Here is a 15,501-nt window from a genome sequence, read left to right as displayed (position 1 = left end):
ATGAAAATCTTAGATTTACACCATGCCCAGATCACCATTCCACTGGGCATGGAAACAGTAGCACGCCATTTCTATTGCACCATCTTGGGGCTCACAGAAATCCCGAAGCCTCATTCTTTAAAAAAACGCGGTGGATTTTGGCTTCTCGTTGGAGACAAACAAGTTCATATTGGAGTCGAAGACGGTGTGAATCGATCGTCTACCAAAGCTCACTTGGCTTATTTAGTAGATGATCTTAGTGAGTGTCGTAATCAATTAAATCGACATCAAATCCCTACACTGGACTCCATCCCGATCCCGGGATATGAACGACTCGAACTCCGTGATCCTTTTGGTAATCGAATTGAGCTCATCCAAGCCATCTAGCCAAAAAACCTCTTTGCATGTCTCTATGCAAAGAGGTTTTTTCATTTTCAATCTGTTAAATTATACATCCAAGACTTTTGACCAAATCTCATCATGTAGCGGAATTCCATAATCACTAACCCATACAGCAGATATGAATCGTTGACTTCATCAACTTTCCCTTACTACCTTCACTTCCATCTTAAACTGATGTTCCACTAACTTCCGATACAGTTCATGACTTTGAAGTAATTCTTGATGAGTTCCGTTCCCTGTCACCGTTCCTTTCTCCATCACTACGATTTGATCAGCATCTGCAACTGTTGATAACCGATGAGCAATGACGATCGTGGTTCTGCCCTTCATCAGATTTGCCAAAGCTTCTTGTACCATTTGTTCTGATGTGGAGTCCAGATTAGAGGTCGCTTCGTCCAACATCAAGATTTTTGGATCTTGTAACAGTGCACGTGCAATCGCAATGCGTTGCCGTTGTCCACCAGATAATTTAATTCCACGTTCCCCTACTTCTGTCAGGTAACCTTGAGGGAGCTCTTGAATAAATTCGTCTGCATAAGCCAATCGTGCCGCTCGCTCCACTTCTTCATCAGTCACTTCCTGTTCCATCCCATAACAAATATTGTCACGAACTGTACCTGCTAGAAGAGGGCTTTCCTGTGCCACATAGCCAAATTGACTACGCCAATCACACAAATTGAACTGCCCAATCGGAGTTTCTCCCATACGGATCTCCCCGGAAGTGGGTTGATAAAATCGCTCCAACAAGGAAAATAAAGTGGTTTTTCCACTCCCACTCGGTCCTACGATGGCAGTGACTTGACCTGGTTGAATCGTAAAAGTAAGCTCCTGCAATACAAGGTCACTCGTTGGATATGAAAAAGAGACTCGTTCCACTACGATTTGTTGATTAGAGTCAATATTCGAGCCACTTTCTTCGTATGTTTCTTCTTCATGAATTAAAATATCGTTTAGACGTTCAGAAGCTCCCATTGCTTTTTGTAAACTCGTATAAAAACGAGCCATCATGCTAAGAGGAACAATAATTTTAAATAAATACAAGATATAAGCGACCAATTCACCTGCTGTTAAAGCTCCCGAAGCGATCCGAAGCCCACCGTATCCAATGGTCAGAACTAGCATCACCATCATGGCTAAACTCATCAACGGCTGTAAAAAGGCAACTATTCGTGCTTCTTTCAATCCATATTGAAATAAATGCTGAATGCCTGACTCCCCATTTTTACGTTCATACGGCTCTGCTGTATACGACTTCACTAAACGAATTTCTGAAACTACCTGTGTGAGCAAACTGGTAAAATTAGCTGTTTCTTTTTGTAAACTTCGTGAGATTTCATACATTTTTCTCCCCATAGGACGTATGACAAGAAATAGGATTGGTAAAGTAATTAGCATGACTAATGTCATTTCCCAATCTAGATACAGGAGTAACACTAACGCTCCTAATACTGAGACTACACTAGAAAATAACTGAATCAGATAATTCGTGATCATCTCTTTTAAAATCATCGTATCATTATTGATTCGACTGATAAATTCTCCAGAGCGGTGTTGATCAAAGTAGTGAATAGGCAATTGTAACGTTTTATTCCATAGTTTTCGGCGTAAATTAGCCACCACTGTTTCTCCCAAATAAGAGAGTAGATAAGTTGAAACTCCCCCAGTAATCGCTTGAACCAGAAACGCCCCTACAAGTAAGAGGATCGTGGATAAGTTCCAAGTAGCTGCTGTTAAAATATCGATTAAATCCTTGGTTAACCACGGAACAGCTAGACTCACAACTGTCTCAATGAAACTAAGCCCGATGGCTATGAGAATGACCCATTTAGGAATATTGGTTTCTTTAATAAGGTGAATAAACTCTTTCCAATTCATCTTTTGATTTACAGATTCTTGTTTCTCTCCCATATATACCTCCATGGCAGACTATCTATTAGTTATAAATTCTATGCTATCATTTGATGCAGATCCTTAACTTGAACGAAATCACTTGAAGTAATTGGAGAGGAGATGTTTCTCTGACGAGCAACTTTTACGAACATGCTACGAAAGTGAGGCAGAGAAACATCGACCCGACAGGATTTGGATCCATATGTGACTAATATGGCTTATATTGAGTTGGATGTTGGAACCTATGGTAATGAAAAAAATTAATACTTCCCAGATTTCAATAGCTTTTGATAAAAGAGAATGTTTGCATCGCCTGATACCATGTTGCAACGGTTCCATCTGCCACACTGGCTGTTAAATACTTTCTCTGCCCAAGTCGCCGGCAATACCCAGATTCTAACAACATGAGATAATCGGCAAATTCGGCCAACTTCATATCATCGGTTGTCGCAATTAAAGTGAGACGAGAACTCGGTTGATTAGCCAGCTCCTCCCACAACAATCGTCTTCCTAATTCATCTAAACCTGTCGTAGGTTCATCCAAAATCCAAATTTTTGGATCCCCTAATAAGCTTTGTGCTAATAGATATCTTTTTAGTGTAGCAGTACCTTCAATTTCGAAAAGTGGGAGTTTCCGCACACCTGCTAATCCCCATTTGGCAATCAATTCAGCACTGGTTCGCTTGGGATTACGTATTCTTCTAAGTTGAGCAAGATAGATCAACGATGATTCTACAGTAAGATCGTGATCAATCTTTGTAATCGCAGGAACATAGCTAATTTGTTCCTTTAAATCACCCAAACAAGAGACCCCTGCTTGCATCATACTCGCTTTTGACCACGTGACCTCATCATCTTTCTCTTCATCTATGTAGGTAATGCGACCATCATCTGGAACCAATAAAGTGGCTGTTAATTTTAGCAATGTTGATTTTCCTGAGCCAGTGGCTCCTAATACTACAGTAATTCCATGGGGAATGGTAGCAGAAAAGTCCAATAAACCTTTATATGTATGATAATTGCCTTTCTCGGAAGGCGATTGAAGTCTTTTGCTCAAATGAGCCCATTCAATTTTCAAAGGTAACGCCCCTCTTTCTATGTTGTTCCATCTATATGCAGAAAGAAGTAATCGAGTCGATTGAATATCCCTTTCAAACAATAAGATCAAAGTTGGGAAAGGATTTGGGAGTTAAGAAGTGGTGGGGTAATCATTCTGAAATACTTCTAAGAATTAGATACTTCTAGTATAGTCCAGAAAACCAAACATGTGTTACACCTGTCAAAATTTTTTCTGATTTGGCTCTCCCTATATGAAACAGTAAAATTTTTATAGTAATATAATAAGTGAATCTAAGGAGGGTGACGATTGTCTTCGTTAACTAAATCAAATATATGGAAAAACTATCGGTTTCCACTATTATTATTGTGCGCAATCCTTCTCGGATCTGGGTTAGGAGTCATCCTTGGACCCCATGCTGAGTTCTTAAAACCGATAGGTGATATTTTTCTAAATCTCATTTTTACTGTAGTTGTTCCGCTTGTCTTTATCACAATTAGTAGCTCCGTCGCTAATATTGCCAACTTAAAAACACTTGGTAAAATCTTAGCAATCATGTTGATGGTTTTCATTATTACAGGTTTCCTCTCGTCAAGCGTGATGCTAACAGCTGTAAAATTATTTCCTCCGTCTGAAGGTGTTCAGATTGAGCTGACCAAACCTGAACAGGTCGAACAACTCGAACTGACAGAGCAAATAGTTAAAACCGTTACGGTATCCGACTTTACAGAACTGCTCTCTCGAAAAAACATGTTGGCATTAATCATTTTTGCGATTTTATTCGGGATGGCGGTTAGTCTGGCTGGAGAAAAAGGAAAAGTAGTCTCCCGTGGCTTACATGCATTATCTGAAGTCATGATGAAATTCATCCAAATTCTGATGTGGTTTGCTCCCATCGGTTTAGGGGCTTATTTTGCTAACTTAGTTGGTGTATTTGGCCCTGAACTACTTGGATCATATGCCCGAGCTGTTGCTGTTTACTATCCAGTCGCTCTGATCTACTTCGTTGTATTTTTCAGTCTTTACGCATGGATTGCAGGAGGTAAAAGAGGTTTTCGCTCCTATTGGAAAGCCATTCCCGCTCCTGCTCTCACTGCCTTAGGAACAGGGAGTAGCGTGGCCACGATTCCTCCCAATCTAGCAGCAGCAGAAAAAATTGGAGTGCATCGTGAAGTGAGTGAAATTGTTATTCCTATTGGAGCAACGATCCATATGGATGGATCTTGTCTAAGTGCAATCCTAAAAATATCATTCCTATTTGGGATTTTTGGAATGCCTTTCACAGGAATCGACACCTTTTTAACCGCCATTCTCATTGCCCTATTGAGCGGAACTGTGATGTCAGGTGTCCCTGGAGGTGGCTTTATCGGGGAACTATTAATCGTGACCATGTATGGTTTCCCACCAGAAGCATTACCGATCCTAGCCATATTAGGAACATTGGTTGATCCACCTGCAACGATGGTTAACTCTACTGGAGATACTGTATCAAGTATGCTAATTACCCGGATTCTAAAAGGAAAAGAGTGGATCCAAAGAAAGGCTCAATCCACTTCATAAAAAGTAAAAGAATGAACAGGCTCATACATGGGAAGTTGTCCAAGATGAGATTTAAAAAGCACCAAGTGATCAACTTTCCAAGAACATGTCGCTGCGGGTTTCGTCCATGGAACAGCGTTTGGGGACAATGAAAATGATTTCCCTTGATACTTTTTAGCTAGAGTGATATGGGGTCGATAAGGGCGATCTTCAGCCGGAAAACCGAGTGGGGCTAAAGTAGTCATTACTTTTTGTTGTATCTGATGCAATCGATCTAGATTACCTTCTACTCCCATCCATAAAATTCGTGGCTGCTTAGGTGAACCAAAAGTACCTAAGTGATCTAAGCCCATGATAAAAGAGGATTCTTCTCTGACCACTTGATCTAATGCTAACTTGACTTGTTCAATTTGTTGGATGGTACACGCTCCTAAGAACTGGAGAGTAATATGTAAATCTTGAGGATGAACCCACTTGTGAAAAGAATATACTGAACGGTGGTGATCCATCCAATCCTTTAGTAACTCTTGGATTGATAAAGGGATGGGAATCGCCACAAAACATCGCGATTGCATAAAGTTCTACTCCTTTATAAGTCTACTATTCATTTAAAGGATAATATTTCAATGTACAAGAAAGAGCCCAGTCATAAAAACTGGGCTTCTTTATGTAAAAATTATGCTCCTAGAGCTTTTTGTGCTGCTAATACAGGAGCTTCATAATTTGGATGATTAGTCGCTTCGGAAACGTATTCTACATAAACCACTTTATCATTTTTATCGATCACAAAAACAGCACGAGCTAAGAGTCTCATTTCTTTTATTGCTACACCATAAGCTGTGCCAAAGGAAAGATCCCGATGGTCAGAAAGGGTCTCTAAATTCTCTACCCCTGCTGCTCCACACCAACGTTTCTGTGCAAAAGGTAGATCCACACTTACAGTATAAACTTTTACACCTGCTAGTTTAGCTGCTTCTTCGTTAAAACGACGTGTTTGCATATCACAGACTCCAGTATCTACTGAAGGAACCACGCTAATGATTCGTACTGATCCTTGGCTATCCGCTAAGGTGACTGGAGAGAGATTATTAGCTAGTACACTAAAGTCGGGTGCTTGATCCCCCACTTTAATCTCTGGACCGATTAAAGTGACAGGATTTCCTTTAAAAGTAATGGCTCCTTGACGTTCTTGTGCCATGTAATTGTCCCCCTATTAGAAAAAATATGCCGCATACCTGAACCAAGCTTATTAGCTTATTTACAAGTGAACTACATCACCATTTAAATGGTGAGTTTTTCGCTCAACCAGATTTAGTTTATACCATTTCTCATGCTCGAACAAGGCAGTAGGAAAAATCCTCTTCATTCCGATTTTGTTCTGATCTCCACAGATTTCATCCCAAAGTTATAATATTATTTGTAGTGTGAATTGCACCGCAGAGAAACAACTAAACAAACGTAGTACATTTAACATTTTTGTTATATATAGCAATTCATCACTCCCGAATTTTTGCATATGATATAATGTAGGAGGCAATAATAATTGGATAGATTTAATGATTTTGGCTTTTTAGATCCTGGGACTTATCCCATGACGTTTACTGAGCTTTGCGATTCTATTTTAGTCAAGGGAGAACCCTATTCTCTACTCCCATGGGACGAGCGATGGCGGCGACGACTTGTGGAACACTTAAAAATTTTAGTCAATCAACTATGGGCAGTCGGGTGTACAGAAGTATTCATCGATGGCTCCTTCTGTTCCGACAAATACCAACCGAATGATATTGATGGATATTTTATCGCTGATGCGAAAGATGTTTTTGATGGCACCCTAGTGCAAAAGTTAAATGAGTTAGACCCATATCATTGTTGGGGATGGAATCGTCAACGGATCGATGAGTGGGGAAATTATGAGCTTGAGATGTGGCATCGCTATCGCATCGAACTTTATCCCCATTGTCAAGGAACCTACTCAGGAGTCTGTAACACCCAAGGGAAAAATATGAAATTTGACGAGTTTTTCCGCTATGATCGAGATACCGAAATTCAAAAAGGGATTGTCCAATTGAAGAAAGGGTGATCTTATTTTGATTAAAACTGAACAAGAATATAAAAAGTGCAAAAAAGAAATTGAAAATCACGAGAAAATTTTAAATGAACAAAGAGAAGTATTGAAACAAATGGGATTAACCGCTGATCAAATCGAACTAGGACTGGCACCCGCTCGTCACTTTCAACAGCGTATGGTCTCAGAAGTTACAGAGTATGAGCGTTATAAATCTGGAGAGTTTGATATGACCTGTACGTTTGACAAGATTGGTAAACAGCTCATCGCTTTTAGAATCTTCCGTGGCTTCTCTCAAGCAGAGCTCGCCAAAAGGTTAGGGGTTACACAACCACAAATTTCCCGAGATGAACGCCATGAGTATAGTGGAGCGAGTATGGAAAAAATTCGTCAAGTATTGGAAGCTTTAGAGATTCAGCTACAAATCATCCCTGCCGAAGTACAAAAGATTTCGGGTTAAAATATATTTGGAGTTGATGCCTATGAAACAATGGTTAATCATCGGTTCAATCCCTGTGATTGGTCTGCTAATTATCTTGATTACCTTTTGGAGTCTTACCTCACGTTATGATGATCTGATGCCTGATTCCAAACATCACCAAGCAGCCATTGTACTTGGCGCAGCCTTATGGGATGATGAGCCAAGCCCAGCCTTAAAAGAACGACTCAATACGGCTCTTGTACTCTATCAAAACCAAACAGTTGATATACTCATCCTATCTGGAGGGCTCGGAAACGATGGAATCACTGAGGCAGAGGGAATGAAAAATTACTTAGTTTCAAAGGGAGTATCTGAAGAAGATCTGATTTTAGAAACAGGTTCCCATAATACACAAGAAAACCTCGCACATTCAGCTAAACTTCTTGAAGCACAACAAATTCATGATGTGGTTCTAGTCACGCATGATTACCATATGTATCGCGCACTTGAATATGCACATCGAGCGGGAATATCAGCTACTCCTGCTCCAACACATTCGACAGTACTCTTTATGCCCTATCATAAAGCGCGCGAATGCTTGGCGATTTTAAAGTTGAAAATCTGGCATGAGTAAAATGGAACACTTCTGAAACAAGTGACTTTTATACATAATATTAGAAGTAAGTTTATATTCGTTTTCACAATGGAGCAGATGTCTAGAAGGTCAGGCATGTGTATGATCACTTCTAAGATTAACATTCATCCCTGATCTTTTTGCTCCTTCCTCTTTGTCACGAGTTGGTGTAATTCTGGATCTTCAATTCGAACTTGAAAGGGGTTGATTTCTTGCCCTAAAGTCAATCGTTGGAGGACTCTTTCTGTATCCATTTTTACTTGTTCCAGATCTATTCCAAACCAGAGCGGCTGCTCCCATTCGCTCATTTTTTCTAGAGCGGCGACCCACATCTTTTTCGCACCACCCTGATTCCCATTTTGAAAATGATAGATTCCAACAGCCACTTGTAGTAAGCCTTGAATCACTCGATCTCGACCTTCTTCTAACCACCATTCCTCCAACACTTCATGGCATTCATAATAATCATTTTCATGATTAAAGTAATACAAAAAATCAACATACAATTGCGGATATATGGACTGAGACAATGACCTTCACACCTTTCTTAAAGTTAACTTTATTATATGAGCATTCTTAATAACAGGCTAATTCAAGGTGTTTTACTCAAGTCGAGACGTTAAATTAAACATTCTCTGGGTTTTTAGTCTCTCTTCGATTAAACTAAGTAGAGATGATTCTTTATTTCCATAGCAAAAACCTGCGATTCACCTTTAGATGATGTTTTAAAAAATACAACGGTCATATAGACTTGTACTTTCCAGAGAGGATGAGCATCATGAATCTTGAAAATGTAAGCCAAGAAAATTTGATCTTTATTGTGAATGAAATAAAGTCCAATCTTAAAGTTGTGAATGCAGCGATTTTTAATCATGAAGATTTTCATTTAAGTCAATACGAAGAGTTACTGGAAATCTATTTCTTAGTTAAAAAGAAGAAAGGCCAACTCTCCATGTATGAAGTAGAAGGAGTTCTTGAGGAGTTGGGTAGTTTACGTAAACAAAAATAAGCAGGGAGAGTTTGTCCCTGCTAGATTGGTAAGTGACATTTCCTCTCCTATTTACAATAAGAGGATTCTTAATCACATATCCTAAAATTGTTGCGCTAACTGTTCAGGAAGGGGTACAGACTTCCGTTTATGTAAATCAATCGTTACGCTAGTCACTTCAGCATCTGCGACTCGTTCACTTTGTTCATTATAGATTTCATGCTTGAGGACAAAGCTACTTCTTCCTTTACGAATCGGTTCCGTCGAAACAGTCAATTTTTGCCCCAATGTTGCCTCTTTGCGATAATTAATATTAATATTGACTGTAACAGTCCCAACCCCCATTTCTGTAAATGTGTCAAAAGGTAACTCCGATCGGTTATACCAGTCTTCGCGACTCCACTCCATATACTCCAAATACTTAGCATTATTGACATGCCCCATCACATCGATCTCGGTCGGGCGCACTTCAATGGTGATAGATGTTTTCATCTGACTGTTCCCCTAACCGTTTGATATTCAACTATATTATTACATGGATTTACCGATTTCGCTACTTGTGAACTACCACCTATGTACCTACCTTCAAAGACTTTTGTTTCATCGTGTTATACCTTACCCAACTCGCCATACCCAAAATGCTTCAGGGTCAAGTTGTGTTAAGCTCCAGCTTTGCTCTTGTTAAATATCTAGCTGCTCATATTCAATTAATAGATCCACCATCTCCAGAAGTTCTGACCAATCCCCTGTTTCTTTACCTTTCTTCATCCTCTCTGTGATCAATACTTGGTTCCAAATAAAGACTCGAATTGTAAACGCATTCATATGTATTTGCTTATCTCCAAATTCCTCTTGGAAATAACGCATGATTAAATCTTTCATATCTTTAAAAATCCGTTGATAAGCAAGAACTTTTTCCTGAGGTTTGCCATGTGCAATGGGATACCTATGAGGTCGAATTCTACGCCAAGTGCATAGAACTCGTTTGCGAAGGTAACTATTTTTGTATCGCTGAATCTGTTCCTTTTCTTCGGGGCTTTCTTGGTTCCCATAAACTAAAATACTATGAAAAATTTTAAAAAGGAGTTGTAGCTGTGGTTGAGTCATCTTTTCTGGTTGAGCATGTTCGATGTTCACATTGGAACATTTAAGAGATGGGATTAATTCACCCATTTTCATTGATTAAAAATCCCCCTCAAATGATCTGTCTTTGCTCTAAATGAGTTGTCCCCATCAATTGAAACTGGGACTTAATTCTTCCATATGTAGCTTCTATAATCCTCCTTTTCAGTCGTACTTTTTACTGTTTTTTCCTGAACAAAAAACTTCGAGGTATGGAACCTCGAAGTTTTTGTATATTACAATCATTATTTTCTATTTACCATATGAATGGCCTGACCATAAACACCTTCAGCAGCTTCCATCAATGTTTCAGGAAGTGTTGGATGTGCATGAATAGTTAAGGATAAATCTTCTGCATTGGCACCCATTTCGATTGCAAAAACAGCTTCAGCAATCAGAGTGGATGCTTCAGGTCCTACGATTTGTACACCTAACAGTTGTTTAGTTTCCTCATCAGCCACAACTTGCACAAATCCATCTGTCTGATTCATCGAAAGTGCACGACCATTCGCTTGGAAGGCAAAACGGCTGGTAATCGGTTGATATCCTTCAGCTTTCGCTTGCTCCTCCGTCAATCCTGTATAAGCAATTTCAGGGTCACTAAAAATAACAAATGGCATTGCCTGATAATCAATCACACTATTTTGCCCACATACAACTTCAGCTGCTACTTTTGCTTCATAGCTCGCTTTATGAGCGAGTAATGCTCCACCTGCGCAATCTCCAATTGCAAAAACATGATCGATATTGGTTCGGCATTGGTGATCTACTTTGATAAATCCACGCTCATCCAGCTCCAGATCAATCAAGTCAAGACCCATCTCATCTGTATTAGGTGTTCGTCCAACAGAAACTAAGCAATAATCCGCATCAAACTCTTTGGCTTCACCTTCAATAGTTGCTTGGATGGTCACTCCATCACCTTTGTTTTCTCCACCTTGAACCATAGCTTCAGTAACAACTGTGACTCCTAATTTTTTCAACTTCCGAGTGACCATTTTGGTTAGCATCGGGTCTGTTCCTGGGAGGAGCGTTTTGGTTCCTTCTAAAATGGTTACTTCGGCTCCAAGTTTAGCGTAAGCCGTACCTAGTTCCAAACCAATATATCCTCCACCTACCACAACTAATTTCTTAGGAACTTCTTGGAGGTTAAGAGCTTCTGTAGAAGAAAGAATCCGCTCTCCATCAAAAGGAAGAACTTTTAATTGAGCTGGTCTAGAACCCGAAGCAATGATTACATCTTTAAATTTATAAGTTTGGCTCGTTTCATCGTTAGAAATACGTACACTATTCGTTCCGCTGAAAAACGCTTCTCCCGATAAAATGTCGATCTTATTTCCTTTAAGTAGCGTTTTTACGCCATTCGTTAATTTCTTGACTACACCATTTTTCCAATTGATCAATTGAGGCATATCAACAGAGACATCACCTGTTGAGATCCCCATCTCATTGGCCTCTTTGATTTGCATCAACCGCTCAGATGCACTAATGATCGCTTTAGAAGGAATACATCCTCGGTTTAGGCAAACTCCACCTACAGTGTCTTTATCTACAATGGTCACATGACGACCTAATTGAGCAGCACGGATTGCGGCTACATACCCGCCCGGTCCAGCACCGATGACGAGTACATCTATCTCTTGTGCTAAATCTCCAACTACCATATTATCTCATCTCCATCATCAATAAGTTGGGGCTTTCGATGAGCTGTTTCACACGAGCCATGAAACGAGCAGCTACATCACCATCAATTAAACGGTGATCAAAGCTGAGTGAAAGGAACAGTTGGGGACGGATTGCAATTTCACCTTCATAAACCACAGGTTTCTCTTTCAAAGTTCCTACACCCAAAATCGCTACTTCTGGATAGTTAATCACTGGTGTAAAGTACTGACTTCCATAACCACCAATGTTGGAGATCGTGAAAGTACTTCCTTTCATCTCACTGACATCTAGTTTCATCTCCCGTGAGCGAATCGCTTTGTCAGTGATCTCTTCAGCTATCTCAAATATGGACTTGCGATCTGCATCTTTGAGAACTGGTACAAGCAGACCTTGATCTGTCGCAGCTGCCATTCCAATATGGTAATAATTTTTTAAGACAATCTCTTCTTTTTCATCATCAATGGATGCGTTTAACACTGGGAATTCTCGTAAAGCTGCAATGACAGCCTTCATGATAAATGGTAAGTAAGTAAGTTTGATATTTCGCTCTTGTGCAATGGTTTTTCCCCATTTACGTAGTTCTACCAATTCAGTCGCATCAACTTCATCCATGATTGTTACATGAGGAGCGGTATGTTTACTTTCTACCATCCGTTTAGCAATGGTGCGACGAATCCCCCGTAATGGAATACGTTCTTCAGTGCCAATGGTTTCAACAGGTGTTTTCGTGAAAGCAGGTACAGAAACTGCTGGAGCTTCTTTAACTGCTGGAGCCCCTTCAACCGCTTGTGGTGCTACACCTTTTCCTTCTTTAAACATCTTCACATCTTCAGCCAAAATGCGCCCATGCTTACCTGTACCCGTTACGAGTGATAAATCAACACCTAATTCTCTTGCTAATTTCCGTACGGAAGGCATTGCACTCACATTACCTTTTTTTCCAGTAGCGATCACAGCTGGCGTTTTCACTGGTTCAGCAGCTGGTTCAGGTTGAGTCTCTTCGACTGTTGGGGTAGCCTCGGCAGTTGGAGTAGCTTCTTCCTCTCCGTCCGCTTCAAAAGTCGCAATGACAGAACCAACCAATGCAATTTCGCCTTCTTTTACCCGGATTTCTTTAACACGACCAGTGACTGGAGAGGGAATTTCTACTACTGCTTTATCTGTTTGTACTTCAGCAAAAGTATCAAATTCTTGGATCGAATCTCCTTCTTTAACAAGGAGCTTAACAATTTCACCTTCGTGAATTCCTTCACCTACATCTGGCAACTTAAATTCATAAGCCACAAGAATTTTCCTCCTATCTAGCGATCACAGGTTCCATATCAGATCAAGAATGATCAGAAGCGGTGACTAGAACAGACTGTTTCTTCAAGCCACCGCAATAAAACAAACCAAGATGATCGAGTTTTTTATATTAGAAATTTATCCAGATCCCGTCGGGTCGCTGTTTCTCTGTCTCGCTCTCGTAGCCTGTACGCAAAAGTCGCTCATCAGAGAAACATCTCCCCCTCCTAGGTTCTTAAGTTAGAAATCTAAGACTTCGTTAATTGCTTTTTGTACACGTTCGGGTGTTGGTAACCATTCTTCTTCGATCAATGGGAAACCAAGATGAGTATCTGGTCCTGTTACACGTAATACTGGAGCTTCTAATTTTAAGATCGCTTTTTCATTGATCTGTGCAATCACTTCTGCGGCAACACCAGATGATTTAGGTGCTTCTTGTACCACAATCGCCCGTCCGGTTTTTTCGACAGAAGTAATAATCGTTTCAATATCTAGTGGACTAATAGTACGTAAATCGATCACTTCTACCTTAGCACCACGTGCTTTTTCAGCCATTTCAGCTGCTTTGATAGAAGTATGAACCATAGCTCCATAAGTGAGAATGGTTACATCGGAACCTTCACGCACTACATTCGCTTTTCCGATCGGTACGGTGTATTCTCCTTCTGGAACTTCACCTTTAAGAGAGAAGTATAGTTTTAAATGCTCTAAAAAGAAAACAGGATCATTATCACGAATCGCTGAAATCATAAGTCCTTTAGCATCATAGGGATTGGAAGGAACAACAACTTTAAGCCCAGGAGTTTGTGTTAGATATCCTTCAAAACTATCTCCATGTAATTCTGGTGGCTTGACTCCGCCACCATAAGGGGCACGGAACGTGATTGGACTATGGAAACGTCCATTAGAACGATAGCGCATCCGAGGTGCTTGAACTGCAATCGAATCCATCGCTTCAAAAATAAACCCAACAAACTGAATTTCAGCTACAGGACGAAAACCTTGAGTTCCCAAACCGACGGCAAGCCCTCCAATTCCTGATTCAGCCAAAGGGGTATCCATTACACGATCTTTCCCAAATTCAGCTTGAAGTCCATCCGTAACACGGAAAACCCCACCATTTTTCCCCACATCTTCCCCAAAAATCAACACATTGGGATCTCTTTTCAATTCACAACGTAAGGCATCATTGATTGCTTTTACCATTGTCATTTGTGCCATGGTTTATTTACCCTCCTTGACGTACTCTTTCTTCTGCTCTTCCAAATGCGGAGGAGTAACTTCAAACATCGAATCGATTAAACCTTCGATGGTCATTTTCTTATAAGTTTCTGCTTTTTTAAGGGCTTCTGCTACGACTTGTTGTGCTTCCTCAACCGTTTTCTTCTCATCTTGTTCAGACCATAAGCCTTTATTTTCTAAGAATTTACGGAAACGAACGAGAGGTTCTTTCGCTTCCCAGGCCGCTTGCTCTTCACCACGATAACGAGTCGGGTCGTCTCCCGACATGGAGTGTGCACCCATCCGATAACATAACGTTTCGATGAGTGTTGGACCTTCACCATTCAAGGCACGCTCTCTTGCATCACTCACTGCTCGGTAAACAGCTAATGCATCCATTCCATCTACTTGTACACTACGAATACCTGCTGCCAAGCCTTTTTGAGCAATTGTTTGCGCTTTAGTTTGAATTTCAACAGGCGTAGAGATGGCATAACGGTTATTTTGTACAATAAAGATTACTGGTAACTGGAACACACCTGCGAAGTTAAGTGCTTCATAAAAATCACCCTGTGAGCTTCCACCATCACCTGTATATGTAACAGCTACTCGTTTCTCTCCCTTTTGTTTAATACCCATCCCCACACCTGAAGCTTGTACGTATTGAGCTCCGATAATAATTTGTGGAATGAGCGCTTGGACATTTTCAGGAATTTCTCCACCATGTTGATGTCCACGAGACCAGAGAAATGCTTGGTATAAAGGATATCCATGGAAATATAATTGAGGAATATCACGATATCCAGGTAAAATAAAGTCTTGCTGATCTAAAGCAAAATGAGAACCTAGCATAGAAGCTTCTTGTCCAGAAACAGGTGCATAGAAACCTAGACGACCTTGACGAGCAAAGTTAACTGCACGTTGGTCCCAAGTACGGGTAAACACCATGCGTCTCATCAGTTCTTTTAATTGCTCATCTGTTAAAGAAGGCATATCTTCTTGATTTAAGACTTCACCTTGGGGCGAAAGAATTTGTAGTGGTTCAATGGGTTGCAATTTAATTTCAGAACTCCCCACTGTTCCCGTCAACTGATTCGCGTTGGACATTAGGAATCACCTCGAAAGTTATTGTAAGATGAAAGCGTTTTAGTTGTTATATATAAAATCCGAAACTGTCTTATAACAGATAATAAAACAGCCTCAAGATCGCCTATGGTAAGTTATTATACAATAA

17 protein-coding genes are annotated in these 15,501 nt (G+C 40.3%); 6 read left to right on the top strand and 11 right to left on the bottom strand.

Annotated features, from left to right (window positions below; genetic code table 11):
* A complete protein-coding gene (locus tag EDD58_RS05975) occupies positions 1-366 on the top strand; it encodes a VOC family protein (protein ID WP_131923917.1) in 366 nt (121 codons plus the stop codon).
* A gap of 150 nt (positions 367-516) precedes the next feature.
* Here the strand turns inward: EDD58_RS05975 and EDD58_RS05970 are convergent, their stop codons facing one another.
* Together EDD58_RS05970 and EDD58_RS05965 are read right to left on the bottom strand one after the other, a co-directional pair.
* The gene (locus EDD58_RS05970; RefSeq protein ID WP_131923916.1) at positions 517-2,289 is read right to left on the bottom strand and encodes an ABC transporter ATP-binding protein; all 1,773 of its coding nucleotides are present in this window, start codon (positions 2,287-2,289) and stop codon (positions 517-519) included.
* Positions 2,290-2,548: 259 nt separating this feature from the next.
* Entirely contained in the window at positions 2,549-3,328 is a 780-nt protein-coding gene (locus EDD58_RS05965) for an ATP-binding cassette domain-containing protein (protein ID WP_165875828.1), read from the bottom strand.
* Between the two features lie 309 nt (positions 3,329-3,637).
* Here EDD58_RS05965 and EDD58_RS05960 point away from each other — a divergent pair, with 309 nt between their 5' ends.
* Positions 3,638-4,888: a dicarboxylate/amino acid:cation symporter gene (locus tag EDD58_RS05960; protein WP_131923914.1), complete on the top strand. Its 1,251-nt coding sequence runs from the start codon at positions 3,638-3,640 to the stop codon at positions 4,886-4,888.
* Here EDD58_RS05960 and thpR read toward each other — a convergent pair.
* Complete coding sequence (gene thpR, locus EDD58_RS05955; protein WP_131923913.1) at positions 4,873-5,442, bottom strand: RNA 2',3'-cyclic phosphodiesterase; 570 nt, start codon at positions 5,440-5,442, stop codon at positions 4,873-4,875. The two genes, EDD58_RS05960 and thpR, sit on opposite strands and share 16 nt — an antisense overlap.
* 101 nt (positions 5,443-5,543) lie before the next feature.
* Positions 5,544-6,065 (bottom strand): thiol peroxidase, encoded by a 522-nt coding sequence (gene tpx, locus EDD58_RS05950; protein WP_131923912.1) that lies wholly within the window; start codon positions 6,063-6,065, stop codon positions 5,544-5,546.
* 345 nt (positions 6,066-6,410) lie between these two features.
* Between tpx and EDD58_RS05945 the strand changes: the two genes are divergently transcribed.
* The 3 genes from EDD58_RS05945 to EDD58_RS05935 are packed head-to-tail and all read left to right on the top strand — an operon-like array spanning position 6,411 to position 7,987.
* Entirely contained in the window at positions 6,411-6,947 is a 537-nt protein-coding gene (locus EDD58_RS05945) for a DUF6932 family protein (protein ID WP_207903261.1), read from the top strand.
* Positions 6,948-6,954: 7 nt separating this feature from the next.
* Positions 6,955-7,392 carry a helix-turn-helix domain-containing protein gene (locus EDD58_RS05940; RefSeq protein ID WP_131923911.1) on the top strand — a complete coding sequence of 146 codons (438 nt, stop codon included), beginning with the start codon at positions 6,955-6,957 and terminating at the stop codon, positions 7,390-7,392.
* A 22-nt stretch (positions 7,393-7,414) separates the two neighbouring features.
* The gene (locus EDD58_RS05935) at positions 7,415-7,987 is read left to right on the top strand and encodes a YdcF family protein (RefSeq protein ID WP_165875827.1); all 573 of its coding nucleotides are present in this window, start codon (positions 7,415-7,417) and stop codon (positions 7,985-7,987) included.
* 125 nt (positions 7,988-8,112) lie between these two features.
* Here EDD58_RS05935 and EDD58_RS05930 read toward each other — a convergent pair whose 3' ends face one another.
* A complete protein-coding gene (locus tag EDD58_RS05930; RefSeq protein WP_243648661.1) occupies positions 8,113-8,517 on the bottom strand; it encodes a DUF309 domain-containing protein in 405 nt (134 codons plus the stop codon).
* A 248-nt stretch (positions 8,518-8,765) separates the two neighbouring features.
* Here EDD58_RS05930 and EDD58_RS05925 point away from each other — a divergent pair, with 248 nt between their 5' ends.
* Positions 8,766-8,996: a DUF1128 domain-containing protein gene (locus EDD58_RS05925; protein ID WP_165875826.1), complete on the top strand. Its 231-nt coding sequence runs from the start codon at positions 8,766-8,768 to the stop codon at positions 8,994-8,996.
* A gap of 81 nt (positions 8,997-9,077) precedes the next feature.
* Here EDD58_RS05925 and EDD58_RS05920 read toward each other — a convergent pair whose 3' ends face one another.
* The 6 genes from EDD58_RS05920 to pdhA form a co-directional block, all read right to left on the bottom strand.
* Complete coding sequence (locus EDD58_RS05920) at positions 9,078-9,467, bottom strand: acyl-CoA thioesterase (protein WP_131923908.1); 390 nt, start codon at positions 9,465-9,467, stop codon at positions 9,078-9,080.
* A 189-nt stretch (positions 9,468-9,656) separates the two neighbouring features.
* A complete protein-coding gene (locus tag EDD58_RS05915) occupies positions 9,657-10,154 on the bottom strand; it encodes a hypothetical protein (RefSeq protein WP_165875825.1) in 498 nt (165 codons plus the stop codon).
* 188 nt (positions 10,155-10,342) lie between these two features.
* Positions 10,343-11,761, bottom strand: a complete 1,419-nt coding sequence (gene lpdA / locus EDD58_RS05910) for a dihydrolipoyl dehydrogenase (protein WP_131923906.1) — start codon at positions 11,759-11,761, stop codon at positions 10,343-10,345.
* Between the two features lies 1 nt (position 11,762).
* Positions 11,763-13,046 carry a dihydrolipoamide acetyltransferase family protein gene (locus EDD58_RS05905; protein WP_131923905.1) on the bottom strand — a complete coding sequence of 428 codons (1,284 nt, stop codon included), beginning with the start codon at positions 13,044-13,046 and terminating at the stop codon, positions 11,763-11,765.
* 240 nt (positions 13,047-13,286) lie between these two features.
* Positions 13,287-14,267 (bottom strand): alpha-ketoacid dehydrogenase subunit beta, encoded by a 981-nt coding sequence (locus tag EDD58_RS05900; RefSeq protein ID WP_131923904.1) that lies wholly within the window; start codon positions 14,265-14,267, stop codon positions 13,287-13,289.
* 3 nt (positions 14,268-14,270) lie between these two features.
* On the bottom strand, positions 14,271-15,374 hold the full coding sequence (gene pdhA, locus EDD58_RS05895; protein ID WP_131923903.1) for a pyruvate dehydrogenase (acetyl-transferring) E1 component subunit alpha: 1,104 nt from the start codon (positions 15,372-15,374) through the stop codon (positions 14,271-14,273).
* Between the last annotated feature and the right edge of the window lie 127 nt (positions 15,375-15,501).

Source organism: Hazenella coriacea, assembly GCF_004341825.1.
GTDB lineage: Bacteria > Bacillota > Bacilli > Thermoactinomycetales > Thermoactinomycetaceae > Hazenella > Hazenella coriacea.
The sequence above is the reverse complement of the archived record's forward strand: the minus strand, read 5'-3'. Positions and strand labels throughout refer to the sequence as shown.